Source organism: Cryobacterium sp. TMN-39-2 (assembly GCF_004402745.1).
GTDB lineage: Bacteria > Actinomycetota > Actinomycetes > Actinomycetales > Microbacteriaceae > Cryobacterium > Cryobacterium zongtaii.
Genome location: NZ_SOFX01000022.1, coordinates 1 through 16,631 on the forward strand (window position 1 = coordinate 1; position 16,631 = coordinate 16,631).

The following is a 16,631-nucleotide window of genomic DNA, read 5'->3' on the forward strand; positions in this document are numbered from 1 at the left end:
CCAGATCAAGATTGCGGATGAGCTGGCCGAGGTCGCCCGGTCGCTTGCGCATGCCACGCGAACCGTGCCGCGCCCCTCTGATTCGTACGAGCTGCTGGGCGCCCTTCAAATCGCACAGCAGTCGCTCGCCCAGGTTTGCACACAGTTAGCGACCTGGCACAGGGATGCAGTCGACGGCACCCATTGCAGCGGCACAGACGGACACGGTCTCTACGGTGTTCCCGCTACGGCCGCCGGTGCGAGCGAGCAGGTAACGCTTCTTCTCAAAATTGCGGCGGCCTCCGCCGCAGAAACAGCCGACCTTGTCGGTAAGGCCCAAGCGGCGAACGGCGTCGTGTGTTGGTTCGATGAAGTGAAAGAGACGGCTTAGGCCCAGCCCTCGACGGGGAGAACTGAAAGCCCAGAGCCCAAACGCTTCTGGTCGCACGTCGTCAATGGACCTGTTGCCGATGACTGCTGGATATGGGCTGGCGCAATTGCTGATGACGGTTACGTGCGCTTTGGGACCAAGGACGGCTACGGCCACAAGGTCATCCGCGACACGAACGGCGCTGCCGTCGTCGGTTCTGCTGCTATCCGCTCCTGAATCAGGGTGCTCGTTACGTCGCCGAGCAGTATGGAACACACAGTAGCGCGGGAGCGCGCAACCCCCTCCCTGAGGCTACGCAGTGGGGTTATGGTCCGGCCATAGTCACTGCACGAAAGGAAAGCTCATGGGAACCCTGACGTACGACTCGGGCCTCACAATCTATTTCAACGACTGGACACTCGCTCATCTTCAGGTCGCCATCGGGGTCAAGCTCCACCTAAGAGAGAGCTTTCATCTCTCCTGGAAGGATGAGACGGACGGTGACGGAGGGTGGGGGTCGATCTGGATATTCCCCGGCGCCCCACTCTTCTTCAAGTTCGCCGATGGCCGAGGGCCTCTCCTCGATTCGAAGTGGGTCGAAGCGTTAGTCAAGTCTGCAAACACGCCTGAGGGCATGACGGTCATGCCAGAACCGCGCCCGCTCGTCCGGGAATTAACCCGCCAACGACGGGGCAGCATTGGCCCTATTTAGCGCACACAAGGTCCAGCAAAGCCAGCCACCAGAGCGGTCGGAAGACGATCGTCTATCGGGCGGATAGGGCCACTCGCAGGTCGGTGCAGGCGTTACTCACACGGTGGCACGCTTGTGTGCAAGTTACCCAGTTGGGGTGGAGCCGAGCCATTCGCTCACATGCGATCACGGACTCTGTGCAGGCTTCCACGCAGGCATCCAGGATTAGAATCGCTGCTGCGTGATTAGCGCTGGTCGTCCATGAAAGAACCCTGGCCGTCACAAGTCCAATCTCAACGCAGTACAAGTCGGCGAGGAAACACGTTGTGATTTCTCCATCACCGGGCAACGTTAGACATTCCTCTGCGCAGAGCTCGCTCACACGGACCAGTTCGTCGCATGCTTCTTCGCAGGTACGTATCCGCTCTTGAATCAGAGCGCCAATCAGGTCGCTGCGGAGCATAAGGATCACGCTAGCGCCGCTGCGCGCCGACACCCCCCTTGACCGTTATGGCGAAAGTTCGATACGGGATGCCGGCTGAGGGGGATAGTTCGCTAGTCGATCCCCTATCGGACGGTGGCGGACCTGCTGCTGAACGTCATGGGGGCCTTTGCGGAGTTTGAGCGATCGTTGATCCGCGAACGTCAACGCGAGGACATTGCACCGGCAGAGACGCGCGGCGTCTACCGTGGCCGCACTCCGTCCCTCGATAAGGCTCGAGCTGCGGAACTGCGCGAGAAGGCCGCCGCCGGCGTGCCGAAAGCTGCTCTCGCGCGCGACTTCGGAATCAGCCGCGAGACCGTCTATGCCTACCTCCGCGCCGAGGCCTGACGGACTCTCCGTCGAGGCGAGCGCCTCCTGAGTGGGACGCGCCAGGCCGAATCTGTGAGCGGGACGCCGCTGAATCTTGGTGCTGGTGGTCGGGATAGTTGGTGCCTAAGGCATGTTCTGCGTTAATCGCCACCAGCCAGTTCAGCGTCGTGATCAGGAGCGTGTCGCCGGCCTCGAGGCCTGCTCCTGGGGTGTCTCATAACTAGCGGTGAGTGCCGCAATTCAAGCAAATAGTTATGCGAAGTAGTAACGAGACTCGTCGCTCAGCGGGATTCCTGTGATTTTGTAAAAGTGCAGATCACGGCCGTGAGTCGTCTTATGCCCCTAAGACGGTGCCGTTGCTGATCGGCGGCGCAACGGCCCGTTCTTCGTCAAAGCTTGGGCGAGCATCACGTGCGAGATAACGGATCGGAGCGGCGCGAGCTGACGTGGCGCGACATGAATCGCCAACACCGACAGGTGAGCGGCTCTACGGATGAAGACCTATGACCGCGCAATGCCGAGCAACCCGGCCATTTGTTGCCAGAGGTTCGCCAGTCGCGACGGGTCATCATAGAGTTTTGCCAAGAGCACGGCGCCCTCTAATTGCGCAATGAGGCCTCTTCCGGTCTCCATGGTTACTTTATTCATTGACAATGTGCCGACGGCCGCCGCTTTAGAGAGCGCGCTGAATACGAGTTGACTTTGATCGTCGAAGATTTCCCTGAGGCAACTACGAAGATCCGCTTCACTGGCGCCAGTCTCCAACGCTAAGTTGCCATAGAGGCAACCGATTATTGAACCTGTCGAGACGTGATGTTCGAGCTGAATGCCCGCTTGTTCGCGGAAGAGCGTCTCGAGCCCTCTCAAGCCATCCTCGTCATCGAGGAGTTCGAGCCAGCGACCTCTCTCCGCCGCCCAAGTAGTGCGGAGCGTCGCAACCGTGAGTGCCTGCTTAGAGGGAAAGAAATAGTAAAAACTGCCCTTGCGCACGTTGGCGCGCTCGCAAATCTCCGCTACGCCGATGGCTGAGTATCCGCGGTCGTGCAGGAGACTCCTCGCCGCTTCGACCAGCTGTTGTGGCGCACCGCTTGTTCGACCCATAAGAGCAGTATACGACCGGTCAAATATGTATAGTTGACCAGTCGTCTAGTTTCGGCATATCGAGAGGATGAATATGAATGATCAACCAAGCATCGAAGTGGCCGTGACATATCACAGCGGCTATGGGCACACCGAGCGTCACGCGCAAGCAATCGTGGCGGGTGCGCGACAAAACCCGGGAAGCTCGGCCTCGTTGTTCAACGTCGCCGAACTCAATGACGAACTGTGGGCCGGCCTGTCGGCCGCAGACGCGATCATCTTCGCAGCACCTACCTACATGGGGAGCCAATCGGCTGTCTTTCAGGCTTTCGCTGAAGCGAGCGCTTCTGTGTGGGCCGTTCAGGGTTGGAAGGACAAGGTAGCTGCTGGGTTCACCAACTCGGCTGGAGTCAACGGCGACAAGCTCAACACGTTGACATCTCTGTCGCTGCTGGCGGCGCAACACGGCATGCACTGGGTTTCGCTGGGCCTTCCTCCCGGATGGTTGTACTCCTCGAATGGGAGTATCGACGATCTCAACCGCCTCGGCGGTTTCCTCGGAGCGATGGCGCAATCGCCCTCGGATGCGTCGTCGGCTATCGCGCCGCCCGAGGCTGATCTGCGAACCGCTGAGCATTTGGGGCGGCGAGTTGCTGAGGTCGCCACTCGGCTGCGTAGCCTGCCTGCCGCGGGGGTGCGCGAATGAACCGATTAAGCTCGCTGTTGAAGATTGCGCATCCGATCGTGCAGGGGCCCTTCGGCGGTGGGATTTCCCGTGTGAGCCTCGTTGCGGCGGTGTCGAATTCTGGTGGGCTGGGCTCGTTCGGTGCTCACATCCTTTCTCCGGGCGAGATTCGTGAGGTGGTCGAAAGAATTCGCGCGCAGACTCTCGCACCCTTTTCGATCAATCTGTGGGTCCCGCAGCCGGGAGAGCAGGATCTTGTCGACCTAGCCCCACACATCAAGCGACTTGCACCACTTTATGCGCGCTTGGGAGTCGAATGGACGGGGACGGTCGAGGCTGCACCGAACTTCGATGAGCAGCTTGATTCGCTTCTCGATTCCTCGCCACCGAGCATCAGTTTCGTAATGGGGCTTCCGCCCGTATGGGCCGTCGAGCGAGCCAAAATCAAAGGAATCGTGCTGATTGGTACGGCGACCACAGTCGCAGAGGCCAGAGTCATTGAAGCGTCCGGGCTCGATGCCGTCATTGCGTCCGGCAGCGATGCGGGCGGCCATCGAGGTGCGTTCCTCAGCCCGGTAGAAGAGTCATTGGTCGGCACCTTTTCGCTCGTCCCGCAGGTCGCAGACGCGGTTGACATCCCAGTGGTGGCTGCCGGAGGAATAGCCGATCGGCGCGGCATTCTCGCGGCACACGCTCTCGGAGCAGATGGGGTGCAGATCGGCACCGGCTTCCTCGCCACGGCAGAGTCAGGAGCGAGCGACGTACACCGCAAAATGCTCGCAAGTTCAGATGCGGAAACCACCGTCTTGACTCGCCTCTTCTCCGGACGCCACGCTCGCGGCATCGTGAACTCCCTCATCAGAGAACTTTCAGCCGAAGAAGGCGCCGTTCCACCGTACCCGCTACAAAACGCGCTCATGCAGCCGCTGCGCAAGGCCGCGGCACAACTCGGCGAGAGCGACTACCTCAACCTGTGGGCAGGACAAGCCGCACCCCTCGCTGGCAGAATGTCGGCCGCGGAGTATATGGAGTCCCTCGTATGAACCCTTACTAACTCGCTAGAACGGCAGCTCCTCTGGTCCGCTCCATCGGAGGAGCTGCCATACGGCGCCTTTGCCTCGGCTTCGAATTAGGTGTTCTGGAGCTGCTGCGTCGTCCATATTTCTGGACCCACGTTGCGAGAACGCTCGTCCGTCGACCGCTGTCTCGTAACCCTTCTGTCTCAAACCCATTGGTTACGAGACTGGGGATCGCTCGTGGCTGTTAACGCCGACCGAAATCAGCTCGTGAGACGCGTCATATCCCTAGGGATATGAGACAGCATGTCCGGGATTTGCGCCGTTCAGCGCCTGGCTCAAGATCACAAAACTTTCTGCAAATGCTCGCCTGATTGCGACGTTGGTTTGGATCTGATTGCATAGCAGCATGTCAGACAGAGGAAGGACGATTGGTGTGCTTTGCGTATTCTCATTCCTCCTCGGTATTTCCGTGGCCGCAGGTGTCTATTCGGTCCGCGACCCCACATACTCCTGCTTAGTTGACGTTTTGCCCTCCGTGGACGTCAATGTGGATCCATCACAGCCCATAGTTGGGACGATCACCACCTTCCCCCTTGGCCCACAGTGCATCTTCATCACGACAGACGGAGACACCGTCATCGAGCGTCCCGGGTGGAGTTCCTTGGCGCTGGCTGGAATGTCATTGGTGGCTTTATTCGGGGCGGGTGTGGCGGCAGTAGGCCTCCGACAGCGACAGCGGTTGAACTGAAAGAACAAACATCTGAACCTGTCTCGCATCCGTAGGGTTTCGAGACAGAATCACCGCCGTTGTTTGCTCTACGAATACATCTAAAAAGTAGACGGCAATGGCAAAAATCGAGGTCGACATACCCCGATCTCCATCGGGTCGCTCGTTGCAAGGCGGTCGGACCCGTTACAGACACTGATTCACCGGGTTTATGGAGTTACCGGGCGGGGCCGGTGCTGGATGACGGGAGCAGTCGACACAGCACGGATCGCCTGTCTCGCCACGGCCTGGGGATGAGGCTGGAGCTTGCAACCAAGTGTCGACTCGAATCCGGGCTGATGCAGGGGAGGGCGACGAGCCGGTGGCGGTTCACGATGGGTCCGTCGGCCGCTTCTTTGGGGCCTTTGGGGGGTCCCTCAAGGACAAGGCTGGTGCCAGAATTGCAACAGGCGGCCGCCAATCGCCTATGCGACGTGGCCTTTGGTTAAAGATTGGGTTGGTGAGTCGTGTGACTCGAGTGGCAGGGCAGATCTATTGCACTTCGGGCTCGGCAATTAGAGTCCTTGGGGTTCCTGATCAGTAGGCCATCCACGCCTCGCAAGCCCGTCAGATCGATTTCCGTCTACTTCTTAGTCCTGGTCTCGATCTTCGTGGCGGGGCGGTTGGTAATCCTTCTCAATCCGAACCCGGAGTTTCCACTCAGCCAGTTCCAAAACGCAATTCCCGTTATCGGGGCATTTGCCACGGTCGTGCTGGTCATTCTCGTCGGATTCGGGACCATGTGGCTGTGGGCGTTCCGGGTGAGCGAGAGGACCGATCAGATGTCTGCGGCCTACCCTGATGCTCTGGTCGTTAATCTCGGCAATCGGATAGTGAGCTTCAGAGGGGCACTGCGCGCTCTCGGGGTGAAGAAGAAGATCTATCGACGCAATTTCTTCGTGATTGTCGCGAGCGAGACAGGGCTTGCGCTCTATTCGGGCTACAGCCCGCCCAAACAGGCGACGTTCATACCCTGGGCGGACGTTGTGTCAATAGGTTTGGGTGAATTCACGATTGGGATCAAGGGGTTCCCAATGATCAAGCTCCACCTGAAAACGACGGGTGGCAGCATCTACATGCCGATTACGATCTCCCAACCCGGTCGGGACCCGTACCACGTAGGGAAACCGGACTTGGTCGTCCGAACCATTGACATCCTCAACACACTTCGCGTCAGCCAAGGTGGACTAGATGCGCGAACCGTCGACTGATGCCCCCGAGCAGGCCCGACGACCGCTGACTGTCTCGTAACCCGAGTGTCTAATAACCCATGCGATACGAGACGTCGTCGAGGCGACGAGCAACAGGCGACTTGTCTCGCAATTTGACCTGTCTCGTATCGGTTGGGTTTCGAGACACCGAAGCCTTCGCTGATGGAGCCTGCTGGAGTGGCGCGGAAGCTCAGGTCTGCGCGGCGGGCCGGTCCTCAGCTTCTATGGTCGAATCGTGAACTATTTATCGGTGAATGAGCAATACCTAGTGTGAGCACAGACAACGAGGTGATCGAGAGATCGATCGGCAGCCCGGAAGAATTTGCGGCGCTGTACGACCGGCATGCGGGGACGATCCACCGATACGCGGCTCGCCGGATCGGCGCGGAGGTCGCGGACGATATCTTGTCCGAAACCTTCCTGGTCGCCTTCGACAAGCGGCGAGGGTACGACGCATCTGCTACCAGCGCCCTTCCGTGGCTGCTGGGCATCGCCACAACGCTGCTGAAGCAGCATGCCCGGCGGGAGGCAGTCGCGTGGAGAGGCATGGTCGCAGGAATCGCGGCTGACGTTGTGCCTGACGCGATCGAGCTTGCTGGCGCACGGATGGACGCGGCGCGATCCGCTAAACGGATCGAAAGTGCGCTGCGGCGGTTGACGGTGGGTGACCGAGACACTTTGCTGCTCTACGCCTGGGGAGATCTCGACTACCAAGGCGTCGCGGATGCCTTAGAAATTCCTCTCGGCACCGTGCGTTCCCGGCTCAACCGGGCGCGTCGACTGCTTCGCTCCGCTCTCGACATTGCTACCGATATGGAGACCTTTCATGGACGAACTGACACTGCTCCGCAGCGCTCGTACTGACCCACCCAAGCCGAGTCAGCAAGCACTCGACTCCGGTCGCGCGGCATTGCTGGCGCACATTGAGGAATCCCGCCGTCCGGCATCCCGCCCGTCCGTCGCCAGGCGCATGCCCGTTCTGCGCCGAGTTGGATATTCGGCTGCCTGCACGGCTGTGGCGGCCACGCTCGTGACTGGCCTGATCATGAGCGACATGATCGGGCTCGCCGGCTGGCGCGGCGGCGCCGATCCCGCGGCGGCTGCCGTGCTTAACGAAGCGTCGGCGCTGACTATCGCCACAGCAGACCCTGTGCTCAAGCCAGGTCAGTATCTCCGGGTGGACACGAGCGCGGTCTACAACGGACTGGGCCCCGCCGGCAAGAACGGCCGCGAAATTTTCTTCCTCACGATCACCGAGGACCAGCTCTATGTCCCGGCCAATCTCAATGACGATTGGGTCTGGATGCGGGGTATGAGGAAGCCGTATCAAGCCTTCGGGCCTGAGTCCGAGGCCGCGATGCAGTCGGAGTGGGAGCAGAGTTTGGCAAAACGCGGCAGCCCTGACTACCAGGAGAACGTGCGAGCCGCGGGCGGAGCCTTCTATGGCAGCCCCAGCTCTGACGTCGAGATGCTTGCTTCGCTGCCTCGTGACCCGTACCAGCTCCTCAACAACATCTACCGCATTACGTTGGGCCAGGGCCCCTCACCTGACGGTGAAGCGCTCGTCTGGATTTCAGACACCCTCCGCGGTGGCGGAATTCCAGCAGACCTCCGCGGAGCACTTTACGAAGCCGCAGCCATGATCCCCGGCGTCATGATCACTGAGGGAGTCGCGACGCTCAACGGACGCACAGGAATTGCCATTGGTCGGCAGGAATCGGGTCAGAAGACCAGACTCGACATGATCATCGATCCCGAAACCGGGGAAATGATCGGGGAACGAACGACCGTCGTGGCGCTCGGCGGCGATTATCCGCTCCCAGTGGGAGCGATAGTGGGATGGACGGCTGTGACCACCACAGTGGTGGACGAAGCCCCCGCGGGAGGCAACGTTTACGGACACATGGGCCTGCCGGGATGATCTCCCGCAATCAGTCCTCAACGCCCGACCCAGCCGGTGTCGACCTCCGGCTGGGCTACTCCGTCGATCTAACCGCCCTGGTCAAACGAAAGCTGGCGGAGTCTTCTTCCGACGAGCAAGCAGGCGAGCTGCACCGGATCCGGTTCTTCCTCGACTGGGGCCATGACTATCCGTTATGGGAGAGCTTCACTGACAAGTACGCCATGGAGCCGGACGATTATGGCATCTCCTCTGAACTGGGCCGACGCCTCAACGACTGGTCGCTTTTCTGGCAACGTCACTTTGACCCGTTTGACGGCTGGGACGAATCCAGGAATCAGACTCGATGGTTGGCGACGGGAGATGAGTTAGTGCGTCTGCTTGAGGTTGAGGTCTACGACATCGCGGTGGTTTTGCCCCAATTCCGCCCCAGCTGAAGAAATCGCGTGCTGGAGGCNAGATCGCTATTTGCGGAATCTTAACTCGAGCACACGAGACGCCTCACAAGCCATGAGATATGAGGCGTTCAAAACCGCCTGAACAGTCGCTGATACACAGCAGCCGCATGGAAGGTTGACTGATCCTGTGATGGATGATGATTCCCCTCCTGCCCCGGTCTATCGGCGCAGCAGCGCGCCGCGTCCTCGCCTAACAGAGGAGATGCGCGCGACTTTCGTGGCGAATTCTGTATGGGAGGAACGTGCAGAAGTCGCACTTCAGCCCGACCTCTCGTTTGAGCTGATCGCCCGGCTAGTCCTGGACGAGAATGAGGATGTCAGACATATGGTCTGCAACCTTCATCGGGACATCCCGTCCGGTCTTCTCGAGGCTGCCCTCGCTGATCATCCAGAGGATGCCCGCAGCATCACTTTCCAAGAGGAGGCGCCGCTGGCCGCCCTGAGAGTCAAGCCTTTCAACTTCGCAACTCGCGCCGACATCGAGCGGTACCTCCGGGCCACCGCAGCGGATCCGGACCTGGCTCGAAAATTCCGGTCAATACCGAAAACGTCGAGCAACGCCATGGTCACTTTGGACGAGCTGATGACTTCAGTTCGTCCCTGAGCAGCCCCCTTAGCGTGTCTCGCAACCCAGCTGCCTCGTATCCCATGGGTTACGAGACGGATTAGTCGTAGTCTGTTCCGAGCAGGGAACCGCCGTTTAGCACGCGGTTGACGACTTCCATCGATAAGATCCGGACCGCAATTTCTTCGCTAGTCATTCCGATCTCTGCGCAGTCTCGGAGTACGGCCTCCACCTGCTTTGCTTCTGTGTCCAGAGCAACCAATCGGGCCTGTATATCGATGAGTGCCGCCCGAGCGTTGTCCAGTCGTGGATCTCTCATGGGCTGACGAACGGCACGGCTGAGGTCAAGGAGCCAGTCCGGGGCACTGGATGCTTCGTTGATTCCGCTCATGGCGTCGATCGTACTCAGGCTGTGGACTTGACGCTTGTAGAGGCCAGTTACAACTGGCGACCGCAGACTGTCTCATAACCTAGTTGCCTCATTTCCCATGGGATAGAAGACGCTGTCTACCCGCTCTGAGCCAACGCGAGTATCCAGTTCGATGCGTTAAATAGCGATCACAGAACGCCGCCATGTAGCGCCGAAAATCACACGCATGAGCCAGGCCCGTTCTTGATCCAGTGGGAAGCTAGCCAACGCCAGAGACAGTGCGCCGGTTTGAAGTAGAAGCTGCACTACGTCTAGGGGAATACTATCGACTGTGCAGGGGTGTCGAAGGGCAGCGTTCCCGGATCCCGTAGGGCCCTCCGCAGGCGTACAGGGGACACGGCACATCACGTACGCCTGTCCTTGGTCAGTCCAGCGACATAGACTGATTGTCCGTTCGAGAGGGAGAACCATGAAAATCAACGACGACGCCGATGGTGAGTACACCGATTCCGAGGCAGCGGCCGGCGCGCCTGAGATTGACGCCGACGAGACGCAGGCAGAGGGCGAGTACACCGATAGCGATACTCCTAACGAGAACCCGCCGGCAACGGACACCACGTCACTCTGACCCCAGGTCGCGCTTTGCCGATGGCAGCGCGTGTTGGTTAGCTCTCCGGCAGCGCCAGAACCGGTCGGCGGTGTGACCAGAAACGAACCAGGTACCTCGCTGTGTGACCAGATTGAGCCCGTACTAGTCCGTGCCAGAGCGTAAACTAGACCCTATGAAAACCGCGGAAATCCGCGGAACTCCGCCTCAGTTGCGGGTGGGCGAATTGGCCGAATCACCTATCATTTGTTCTTGGTTCGAGTCCAGGTACCCCAGCAGTAACAGGCGCAGGACTTCGCGGCGAAACCACCCATTGTCCCTCCTCCCGACCAGGCCGAAACGGCTCGAATTAGCAGATACGACACCAGATACTCCATTTACGGGAGCTGAAACGTCGCACGGCCCGGACGAATACGGACGTGGATTGGGCGACCACACTCAAGCCGATGCAACGGAGGTCCTCATCTCTTGCGCTACTCATGCAAACGCGCCGCTGATCTGCCAGAGCTGATCCAACTCGTTCTGGATGGTGAAGAGCTCCGTTCGATCGTGCGCCAACTCACCGCGAAGTCGGTGTGGCTCGAGTTTGTTAGGGGGCAGTCAGCCGCGGGCGATCGCGACCGCTTCGGCGACCGCCGACATGCTGTACACGTTCATGAACAAGGGGCCAGGTGCTTCGCTCAGATCGGCGGTAGTTAGTTCACCCGTGTCAAAGGGAATGAGCCCAGCGTCGACGACTAAGCGCGCCACCGTGTCCTTGGCCTCGTTGTTGTCCCCGGCTATGAATATGACGGAGGGAGTCTGGTTGATGCCAGCGGCGGCCTGATCTACCGACAAATTATGTAGGGCCTTGACCACCAAGGCGTCCGGGAACAAGTCTGCGACCTTCGCCGACGAAGTGTTGGTGCCGAGATCGACCAACCCAGTGCGCTCTGGGTTGAAAGGATTAGTGGTGTCGACGACCACCTTTCCTGATGCTGGACCGACGAGCGCTGCCGCGTGCGCAATCAGCTCGAACGGCGGCGCGAAAACGACCACGTCCGAAAATGCTGCCACCTTCTCCACCTCAAGCACGCACGCCAACGAACCTAGCCGTCCGACAAAATCTTCGAGACGGCCCAAATCGCGCACATAGCTGAACGCGACCTCGTGGCCTCGCTTCACCCACTGCTCGCCGTACAGGTTGCCCACGTTGCCCGCGCCTACAATTCCGATCTTCATTTCCGCTCCCAACCCTGATCACTTCGACTATCGAAGTGAAGCCGAAGCTACCACTTCGAATATCGAAGCGCAAGCGATAGTGTGGCTTTATGTCAACCACCCCTCTTCCAGGAAGACCTGCCAAGGGTTCGCGAACAGGGCGGCCGCTGTTCGCGCTGCTCGACTTGATGACGCGGCGATGGAGCATGAGAATTGTTTGGGAATTGCAGGGCCACTCGCTCACGTTTTTGGAACTTCAACGAGAGTGCGACGGGATGTCATCTTCGACGCTGACTCTCCGACTTCGTGAACTCACTGAAGCGAAGCTGGTCGCCCGTCAGCACGACGGTTCATACGAGTTGTCCTCGCTTGGAGCCGCTCTACCTGCGGCGTTCGGGCCGCTTGTTTCCTGGGCGGAGGAGTGGGCGGACGCTACAGCAGCTGATCACTCGGTGACGGAGGGCCGAGAGCGTTCGAACTCCGACGCCTCTCCGACCTCCGAATAGGCGCCCCGGGCGCCATCGGGAGGTCGCGTCGGGTCCGGTTCGGTTAGGAACCCCTGGAAGAATGCGCGGATGTTGGCGCTGACGAGTTCGGGTTCCTCTTTAGCCGTGAAGTGACCACCGTGGGGGAGCACGGCGAAGCTTCGGATGTCGGTGTACGTGCGCTGGGCAAGTTCACGGGGGTATCCGAGGTCTCCTGTCCCGACGGCGATGCCGGTCGGGACGTGAACGGCGCCACGCTTCTCGCGGTGCCGCAGGTGGTAGTAGGAGCGGAATGACGACCCAATGGATTGAGTGAACCAGTACAGCGAAATCGTCCGCAGAAGGTCGTCTCGAGAGAACTTTTCATCAAGAGTGAGTTCCGTCGGGCCGCTGCGTCTGTCGCTCCACGAGCGAAACTTTTCGAGAATCCAGGCGGCAAGCCCGGCTGGCGAGTCATTCAAGGCGGCGGCGACCGTGTCGGGGCGGGTGCTTTGCAGATGCGCATACGCGGTCTCGTCCTCCCATTCCGCGTCGAGCCATGCAATGAAGGCGTCTTCTGCCGCGGAGAGGTCTTTCCGGTCGTCAACCGGGGGCACTGCGGGGTGTGTGACGAAGATACCGAGCACTGAGTCCGGGAAGAGTGACGCCAGGCTATGACTGACGGAGGCGCCAATGTCCTCACCATAGGTGCCGTACCGGGCATAGCCGAGGACATCTGTCATCAGCTTATGTATCGTTCGCGCCGTACTTGTGTCGGTGAAAAATCCGGTGGGGGCGTCGGAGAACACGAATCCGGGTAGCGAGGGGATGACGAGGTCGAAGTCGGACAGGTGAGTGACGAGTGGGAGCATCTCGGCAAACGAGTAGGGCCATCCATGGCTAAGGACAAGAGGGACGGCATGAGGATGGGATGACTTCACGTGAACAAAGTGGACTGACTGGGAGTCGATGTCAGCAGTGAATTGCGGGAATGAGTTCAACCAGCGTTCCTGAGCGCGCCAGTCAAACTCGGCTTCCCAGTAGGTCACGAGATTCTGCAAGTAAGACTTCGGAACTCCAGCAGCCCACTCCGTCCCAGGCGTTGCCTCCGGTAAGCGTGTACGAAGAAGCCGTTGCCGTAGATCAACAAGATCCGACTCTGGCACCGAAATGTGGAAACTCTTCATCGCAAAACTCTACCGATGGACTAGTCCCGCCGACTCTTGCAGCCCACCGAAAGTCACTCCCGTCGAGATGTCCAGTGGACCGCAGTTCGCCGTCTCTCTGACAACCTAGGGCGTTGGCACCGACCCTCCCGATCTGCCTGACGCCGTGTCCGCCTCCGCCGACAACACCACACAGCGCACGCTTTCAACTGCAATCGAGTACAACTGGTTAACGAATTCCCCCCCCAACAGCCACAACCATAAGAAGGAAAACTACGCAATCCAACCACTCGGCTCTTGGCTTCTTCGTCGCCTTGGCGTTGCAGGGTTACCCGTTGTTGCCATTGCATTGTTCGCCTTTTCGACCACCTGCCACCAGCATGGAGGCCATGGATGGTCCGGAAGCCGCTCTCCCTAATGCCTGAATGCCACCGTTCCGAAATTCCTGATTCACGGCGACTCCCGGCCGCAATGCTGTGTTCGCCACCGCGACGATGCCTCACCATTCTTTTACGTCTCCTATCCCATGGGTTGCGAGGCGTCTAACCCAACCGGTCGAAGGCTGATCAAATGATGGGTTCGTGCGCGCGATGGTTATCTGTTGCGTCGCGTGATCGCCGAGTTGGTACCGCGGGGCAGCGTGTTCGTCAACGACCATCTCGTTAGTGTTGCCAGATGACCGAATATCGCGCTGTTTTTGATGCAGAGATCGTGTTTTCGAACGAGGGTGGTCTTCAGGCCCAGGGGTTCCGGGTCGACGTGCCCGGCCCTGATGTGAGCAGTGAAGAAATCGCCCGACTGTTCGTCACTTCGCTCGATCTGCTCATGACCGAAAGCGCCGTTGTAAAGAACGTCCGGATCATCGAAGAGGCACACAAGGGCACGAGGGGTGGTCCCGGTGACCCGCGACGCCCTGTCTGATCCATTAAGACTAGCCGGATTCACCGCAGTGATACTTGCGCTGCCAAGGGCAGGAGTCGAACGAGGAAGCAGCAGACCAGAACTAGGGTGCCGACCACAGCGAGGCTCACGAGCATGCCGCCTACGGATGCCTCATCGGCGCTGGCGAAGAACACGGTTGTGATCGCGGCGCTTCCGGCCGCGTTTGCAAGCTGCTGCACTGCGTTGAGGGCTCCGCTGGCACTGCCGGTCTCGTGCTCGTCGATTCCGCCGAGGGCGAAGTTGAAGATCGTGCCGAAACACGCGCCCATGCCGAGCCCGATGAGTACCAGTGGGGGGACCAGGGCCCAGGGGCCGATCGCCGCTCCTGCAGCCGAGGGCTGCTTGCCTTCAACTTTCCGGTAGTTCAGGCAACGGGTGGGTAAAGAGGTGCCGGACAGTGCCCCAGATTTCAGGCGGTTTGGTTAGTTGTGGTGACGTGGTGTCGGATGACTGTGGTCAGCGGCTGAATTGTCAGTTTGATCAAGGGGCATTCGTGTTCTCGGGTGTAAGAGTCGACGCTGACGGCAAGTTTGTGGCGAGTCCACGATGTTCGGGGGCTGTAGGGGTTGCGGTCAATGATCTCTGGCGCTCCCAGATGAGTGGTGAACTCGTTGGTCAGGGCGCCGTACCCTAGCGAGATGGTGGGGCCGGTGGCGGTGGTGTCCGACAGATAGACGCTGAGCCCGATCCCGTGCGGGGGACAGGTCGTCCAGGCACCCCAGATGTCTAGTTCGGGGCAGTGCCAACGCGCGACCCGAACCGCACGTTTAGTGTGCCGATGAGCGAGCAAAACGTCGCAGGAATGCCTCTCGAGAAGCGCAATTGCCTCGCGTTCCAGGACAGGCCACGTGTCAGAGAGTAACGAGTCGACCAGGTCGAAAATTTGACGGGGCGTAGCGGCGGTGCTCATCGGGCACCGCGGCGTGAGGTGAAGCGGTTGCGTAGATTCATGAGCACCCCCACACGCGAGTGGGCCCCCTGCTCAACTCGCGCTTTCACATAGCTGACACCCCGGACGGGCCAATGTCAATATTTCGAGCCGGCGTACTGGAGGGCGAGGAGCCACGCCGTGACGTCGTGAATCAAAGTCGAAATCCGGCTGCGTCGATCAGTTCGAACCTTAGATCTCGCCGGGCGTCGTCGACACGGATTTGCGATACTGGCGCGGCACGAAGACCCAGAGACACCGAACTCTCACCCGGCGCAGCCTGCCGCCAATATCGACCTACAAGTCAACGGAGCGCACGTCAAATTCAGTTTCCGTACCACTGGTGATGAGCTAGCCGATGAGGCTCCCTCTCGAGTTGATGAAAACACAGTCAGAGCCAGTCGGCCAACGCCCCTGCCAAGCTTCTGCGTGAACGCGCGAGGAGACCACGGACAGTCGATACCGGGATATCGAGTTCATCCGCAATGAGGGCGTGACTGCTGTCGGAGAACTCGCGCATCAGCCAGGCGCGGCGCTGGTTGGTCGGCAGGTTGGCAAGGGCCAGGGCCAATGCCTCATTTTGGAGCAGCGTTTCGACGACTTTGAAAGGCTCGGTATCGAGAATTTCTGTTGTGCCGTCGTCATCCTCGGCAGTCTCCGGAACGTTCCTGCGCATGCGGTCTAGGCATTTATTGCGGACCACACGCATCAACCAGGCCTTCACGTACGCGCCATCATTCAAGGTTGGTAGCTTGTCCCAAGAAGTTATGAGGGTCTCCTGCACGATATCGTCAGCATCGGCAGACGACTTCAGGATCCTGACGGCGTAGCCGTGCATCAGATTCCGATAGCGGCGTACTAAGACCTCGAAAGCGACCAAATTCCCGCTCGTCGCGACGTCAACCAAGACGCTATCCGGTTCGTCTTCGAGGAGCAGCCGGCCGACGTCCGCCAGCAGTATCGAGTTGCTCGATCGCTGGCGGAAGGACTCACTGGTTCGGACTCCTGATTTCGATCGGCTGAATTCACTCGTTGAGTATACGGACACAATGCGGCCTAAAACGCTGGCAAAATGTCAATTTTGGGACGATTCCGTGAGTAAGGTATTGACGCTGAGGAACGCCTTGGTTTGCCGGCACCGCTACTTGCGCTCGACCGCACCGACGGTGAGTGCGACCAGCTTGCGAACCCACTCGGTGGTCTCAATGGGCTCTGTTCTTCGCCTCGAGCAAGGACCTCACCACCCAGTTCGAGTACGCCGTCGACCCCGAGGTCGGGGTCTTCGAGCTGCATGTCGTGGCGCACGCCAGGGAGGCGTCTACACGTTTTGTGTGGCTCGTATTCATTGTTATTTGGTTTCTAGGCCACTGGTCCAGATCGCCTGCCGCCTGCAGAATTTGAGAGGCCGTGCTCGCG

The 16,631-nt window shown here is 59.6% G+C and carries 18 protein-coding genes and 2 pseudogenes; 13 read left to right on the forward strand and 7 right to left on the reverse strand.

The window, feature by feature from the left end:
• The 3 genes and pseudogenes from E3O57_RS18640 to E3O57_RS06895 all read left to right on the forward strand — a co-directional run.
• A pseudogene (locus E3O57_RS18640) lies at positions 1 to 370 on the forward strand (hypothetical protein); the annotation flags it as partial.
• Between the two features lie 343 nt (positions 371 to 713).
• On the forward strand, positions 714 to 1,061 hold the full coding sequence (locus tag E3O57_RS06890) for an ATP-dependent DNA ligase (protein ID WP_103430601.1): 348 nt from the start codon (positions 714 to 716) through the stop codon (positions 1,059 to 1,061).
• Positions 1,062 to 1,617: 556 nt separating this feature from the next.
• Positions 1,618 to 1,872 (forward strand): annotated as a pseudogene (locus E3O57_RS06895) (recombinase family protein); the annotation flags it as partial.
• A 483-nt stretch (positions 1,873 to 2,355) separates the two neighbouring features.
• Here E3O57_RS06895 and E3O57_RS06900 read toward each other — a convergent pair.
• Complete coding sequence (locus tag E3O57_RS06900) at positions 2,356 to 2,955, reverse strand: TetR/AcrR family transcriptional regulator (protein WP_103479748.1); 600 nt, start codon at positions 2,953 to 2,955, stop codon at positions 2,356 to 2,358.
• 73 nt (positions 2,956 to 3,028) lie between these two features.
• Between E3O57_RS06900 and E3O57_RS06905 the strand changes: the two genes are divergently transcribed.
• Both E3O57_RS06905 and E3O57_RS06910 read left to right on the forward strand, forming a co-directional pair.
• Entirely contained in the window at positions 3,029 to 3,640 is a 612-nt protein-coding gene (locus E3O57_RS06905; protein WP_103479749.1) for a flavodoxin family protein, read from the forward strand.
• Positions 3,637 to 4,662: a nitronate monooxygenase family protein gene (locus E3O57_RS06910; RefSeq protein ID WP_103479750.1), complete on the forward strand. Its 1,026-nt coding sequence runs from the start codon at positions 3,637 to 3,639 to the stop codon at positions 4,660 to 4,662. The genes E3O57_RS06905 and E3O57_RS06910 overlap by 4 nt, the downstream gene beginning before the upstream one ends.
• 667 nt (positions 4,663 to 5,329) lie before the next feature.
• Here the strand turns inward: E3O57_RS06910 and E3O57_RS18645 are convergent.
• On the reverse strand, positions 5,330 to 5,506 hold the full coding sequence (locus E3O57_RS18645) for a hypothetical protein (protein WP_165787977.1): 177 nt from the start codon (positions 5,504 to 5,506) through the stop codon (positions 5,330 to 5,332).
• 422 nt (positions 5,507 to 5,928) lie between these two features.
• Between E3O57_RS18645 and E3O57_RS06915 the strand changes: the two genes are divergently transcribed.
• From E3O57_RS06915 to E3O57_RS06935, 5 genes are all read left to right on the forward strand, one after another.
• Entirely contained in the window at positions 5,929 to 6,615 is a 687-nt protein-coding gene (locus E3O57_RS06915) for a hypothetical protein (RefSeq protein ID WP_103479751.1), read from the forward strand.
• A gap of 270 nt (positions 6,616 to 6,885) precedes the next feature.
• Complete coding sequence (locus E3O57_RS06920) at positions 6,886 to 7,479, forward strand: RNA polymerase sigma factor (RefSeq protein WP_241990336.1); 594 nt, start codon at positions 6,886 to 6,888, stop codon at positions 7,477 to 7,479.
• On the forward strand, positions 7,442 to 8,536 hold the full coding sequence (locus E3O57_RS06925; RefSeq protein WP_133159818.1) for a CU044_5270 family protein: 1,095 nt from the start codon (positions 7,442 to 7,444) through the stop codon (positions 8,534 to 8,536). Before E3O57_RS06920 ends, E3O57_RS06925 begins: the two co-directional genes overlap by 38 nt.
• A complete protein-coding gene (locus E3O57_RS06930) occupies positions 8,533 to 8,952 on the forward strand; it encodes a hypothetical protein (protein WP_103479753.1) in 420 nt (139 codons plus the stop codon). The genes E3O57_RS06925 and E3O57_RS06930 overlap by 4 nt, the downstream gene beginning before the upstream one ends.
• Before the next feature lie 148 nt (positions 8,953 to 9,100).
• On the forward strand, positions 9,101 to 9,577 hold the full coding sequence (locus E3O57_RS06935) for a hypothetical protein (protein WP_133159819.1): 477 nt from the start codon (positions 9,101 to 9,103) through the stop codon (positions 9,575 to 9,577).
• Between the two features lie 61 nt (positions 9,578 to 9,638).
• On the opposite strand, the gene E3O57_RS06940 is transcribed toward E3O57_RS06935, so the two are convergent.
• Complete coding sequence (locus E3O57_RS06940) at positions 9,639 to 9,929, reverse strand: hypothetical protein (protein ID WP_103479754.1); 291 nt, start codon at positions 9,927 to 9,929, stop codon at positions 9,639 to 9,641.
• Positions 9,930 to 10,377: 448 nt separating this feature from the next.
• Between E3O57_RS06940 and E3O57_RS18650 the strand changes: the two genes are divergently transcribed.
• Positions 10,378 to 10,536 (forward strand): hypothetical protein, encoded by a 159-nt coding sequence (locus E3O57_RS18650; RefSeq protein WP_165787978.1) that lies wholly within the window; start codon positions 10,378 to 10,380, stop codon positions 10,534 to 10,536.
• Between the two features lie 579 nt (positions 10,537 to 11,115).
• On the opposite strand, the gene E3O57_RS06945 is transcribed toward E3O57_RS18650, so the two are convergent.
• Positions 11,116 to 11,736, reverse strand: a complete 621-nt coding sequence (locus E3O57_RS06945; protein WP_103479755.1) for an NADPH-dependent F420 reductase — start codon at positions 11,734 to 11,736, stop codon at positions 11,116 to 11,118.
• A gap of 167 nt (positions 11,737 to 11,903) precedes the next feature.
• Here E3O57_RS06945 and E3O57_RS19195 point away from each other — a divergent pair, with 167 nt between their 5' ends.
• Positions 11,904 to 12,221: a helix-turn-helix domain-containing protein gene (locus E3O57_RS19195; protein WP_304991710.1), complete on the forward strand. Its 318-nt coding sequence runs from the start codon at positions 11,904 to 11,906 to the stop codon at positions 12,219 to 12,221.
• On the opposite strand, the gene E3O57_RS06955 is transcribed toward E3O57_RS19195, so the two are convergent.
• Positions 12,161 to 13,366 carry an epoxide hydrolase family protein gene (locus E3O57_RS06955; protein ID WP_103479757.1) on the reverse strand — a complete coding sequence of 402 codons (1,206 nt, stop codon included), beginning with the start codon at positions 13,364 to 13,366 and terminating at the stop codon, positions 12,161 to 12,163. The two genes, E3O57_RS19195 and E3O57_RS06955, sit on opposite strands and share 61 nt — an antisense overlap.
• A gap of 654 nt (positions 13,367 to 14,020) precedes the next feature.
• Here E3O57_RS06955 and E3O57_RS06960 point away from each other — a divergent pair.
• On the forward strand, positions 14,021 to 14,266 hold the full coding sequence (locus tag E3O57_RS06960; protein WP_103460486.1) for a hypothetical protein: 246 nt from the start codon (positions 14,021 to 14,023) through the stop codon (positions 14,264 to 14,266).
• 20 nt (positions 14,267 to 14,286) lie between these two features.
• Here E3O57_RS06960 and E3O57_RS06965 read toward each other — a convergent pair whose 3' ends face one another.
• Both E3O57_RS06965 and E3O57_RS06970 read right to left on the reverse strand, forming a co-directional pair.
• Entirely contained in the window at positions 14,287 to 14,556 is a 270-nt protein-coding gene (locus tag E3O57_RS06965) for a hypothetical protein (RefSeq protein ID WP_103479758.1), read from the reverse strand.
• A gap of 1,050 nt (positions 14,557 to 15,606) precedes the next feature.
• Complete coding sequence (locus E3O57_RS06970; protein ID WP_103479759.1) at positions 15,607 to 16,122, reverse strand: RNA polymerase sigma factor; 516 nt, start codon at positions 16,120 to 16,122, stop codon at positions 15,607 to 15,609.
• Positions 16,123 to 16,631: the final 509 nt, after the last annotated feature.

Bases quoted from the DNA above. Each gene is read 5' to 3' on its own strand.
- E3O57_RS06940 (WP_103479754.1), bottom strand. From the start codon at position 9,929: ATGAGCGGAATCAACGAAGCATCCAGTGCCCCGGACTGGCTCCTTGAC.
- E3O57_RS06900 (WP_103479748.1), bottom strand. From the start codon at position 2,955: ATGGGTCGAACAAGCGGTGCGCCACAACAGCTGGTCGAAGCGGCGAGG.
- E3O57_RS06925 (WP_133159818.1), top strand. From the start codon at position 7,442: ATGGACGAACTGACACTGCTCCGCAGCGCTCGTACTGACCCACCCAAG.
- E3O57_RS06945 (WP_103479755.1), bottom strand. From the start codon at position 11,736: ATGAAGATCGGAATTGTAGGCGCGGGCAACGTGGGCAACCTGTACGGC.
- E3O57_RS06955 (WP_103479757.1), bottom strand. From the start codon at position 13,366: ATGAAGAGTTTCCACATTTCGGTGCCAGAGTCGGATCTTGTTGATCTA.
- E3O57_RS18645 (WP_165787977.1), bottom strand. From the start codon at position 5,506: ATGTCGACCTCGATTTTTGCCATTGCCGTCTACTTTTTAGATGTATTC.
- E3O57_RS19195 (WP_304991710.1), top strand. From the start codon at position 11,904: ATGACGCGGCGATGGAGCATGAGAATTGTTTGGGAATTGCAGGGCCAC.
- E3O57_RS06890 (WP_103430601.1), top strand. From the start codon at position 714: ATGGGAACCCTGACGTACGACTCGGGCCTCACAATCTATTTCAACGAC.
- E3O57_RS06905 (WP_103479749.1), top strand. From the start codon at position 3,029: ATGAATGATCAACCAAGCATCGAAGTGGCCGTGACATATCACAGCGGC.
- E3O57_RS06960 (WP_103460486.1), top strand. From the start codon at position 14,021: ATGACCGAATATCGCGCTGTTTTTGATGCAGAGATCGTGTTTTCGAAC.
- E3O57_RS18650 (WP_165787978.1), top strand. From the start codon at position 10,378: ATGAAAATCAACGACGACGCCGATGGTGAGTACACCGATTCCGAGGCA.
- E3O57_RS06930 (WP_103479753.1), top strand. From the start codon at position 8,533: ATGATCTCCCGCAATCAGTCCTCAACGCCCGACCCAGCCGGTGTCGAC.
- E3O57_RS06910 (WP_103479750.1), top strand. From the start codon at position 3,637: ATGAACCGATTAAGCTCGCTGTTGAAGATTGCGCATCCGATCGTGCAG.
- E3O57_RS06965 (WP_103479758.1), bottom strand. From the start codon at position 14,556: ATGGGCGCGTGTTTCGGCACGATCTTCAACTTCGCCCTCGGCGGAATC.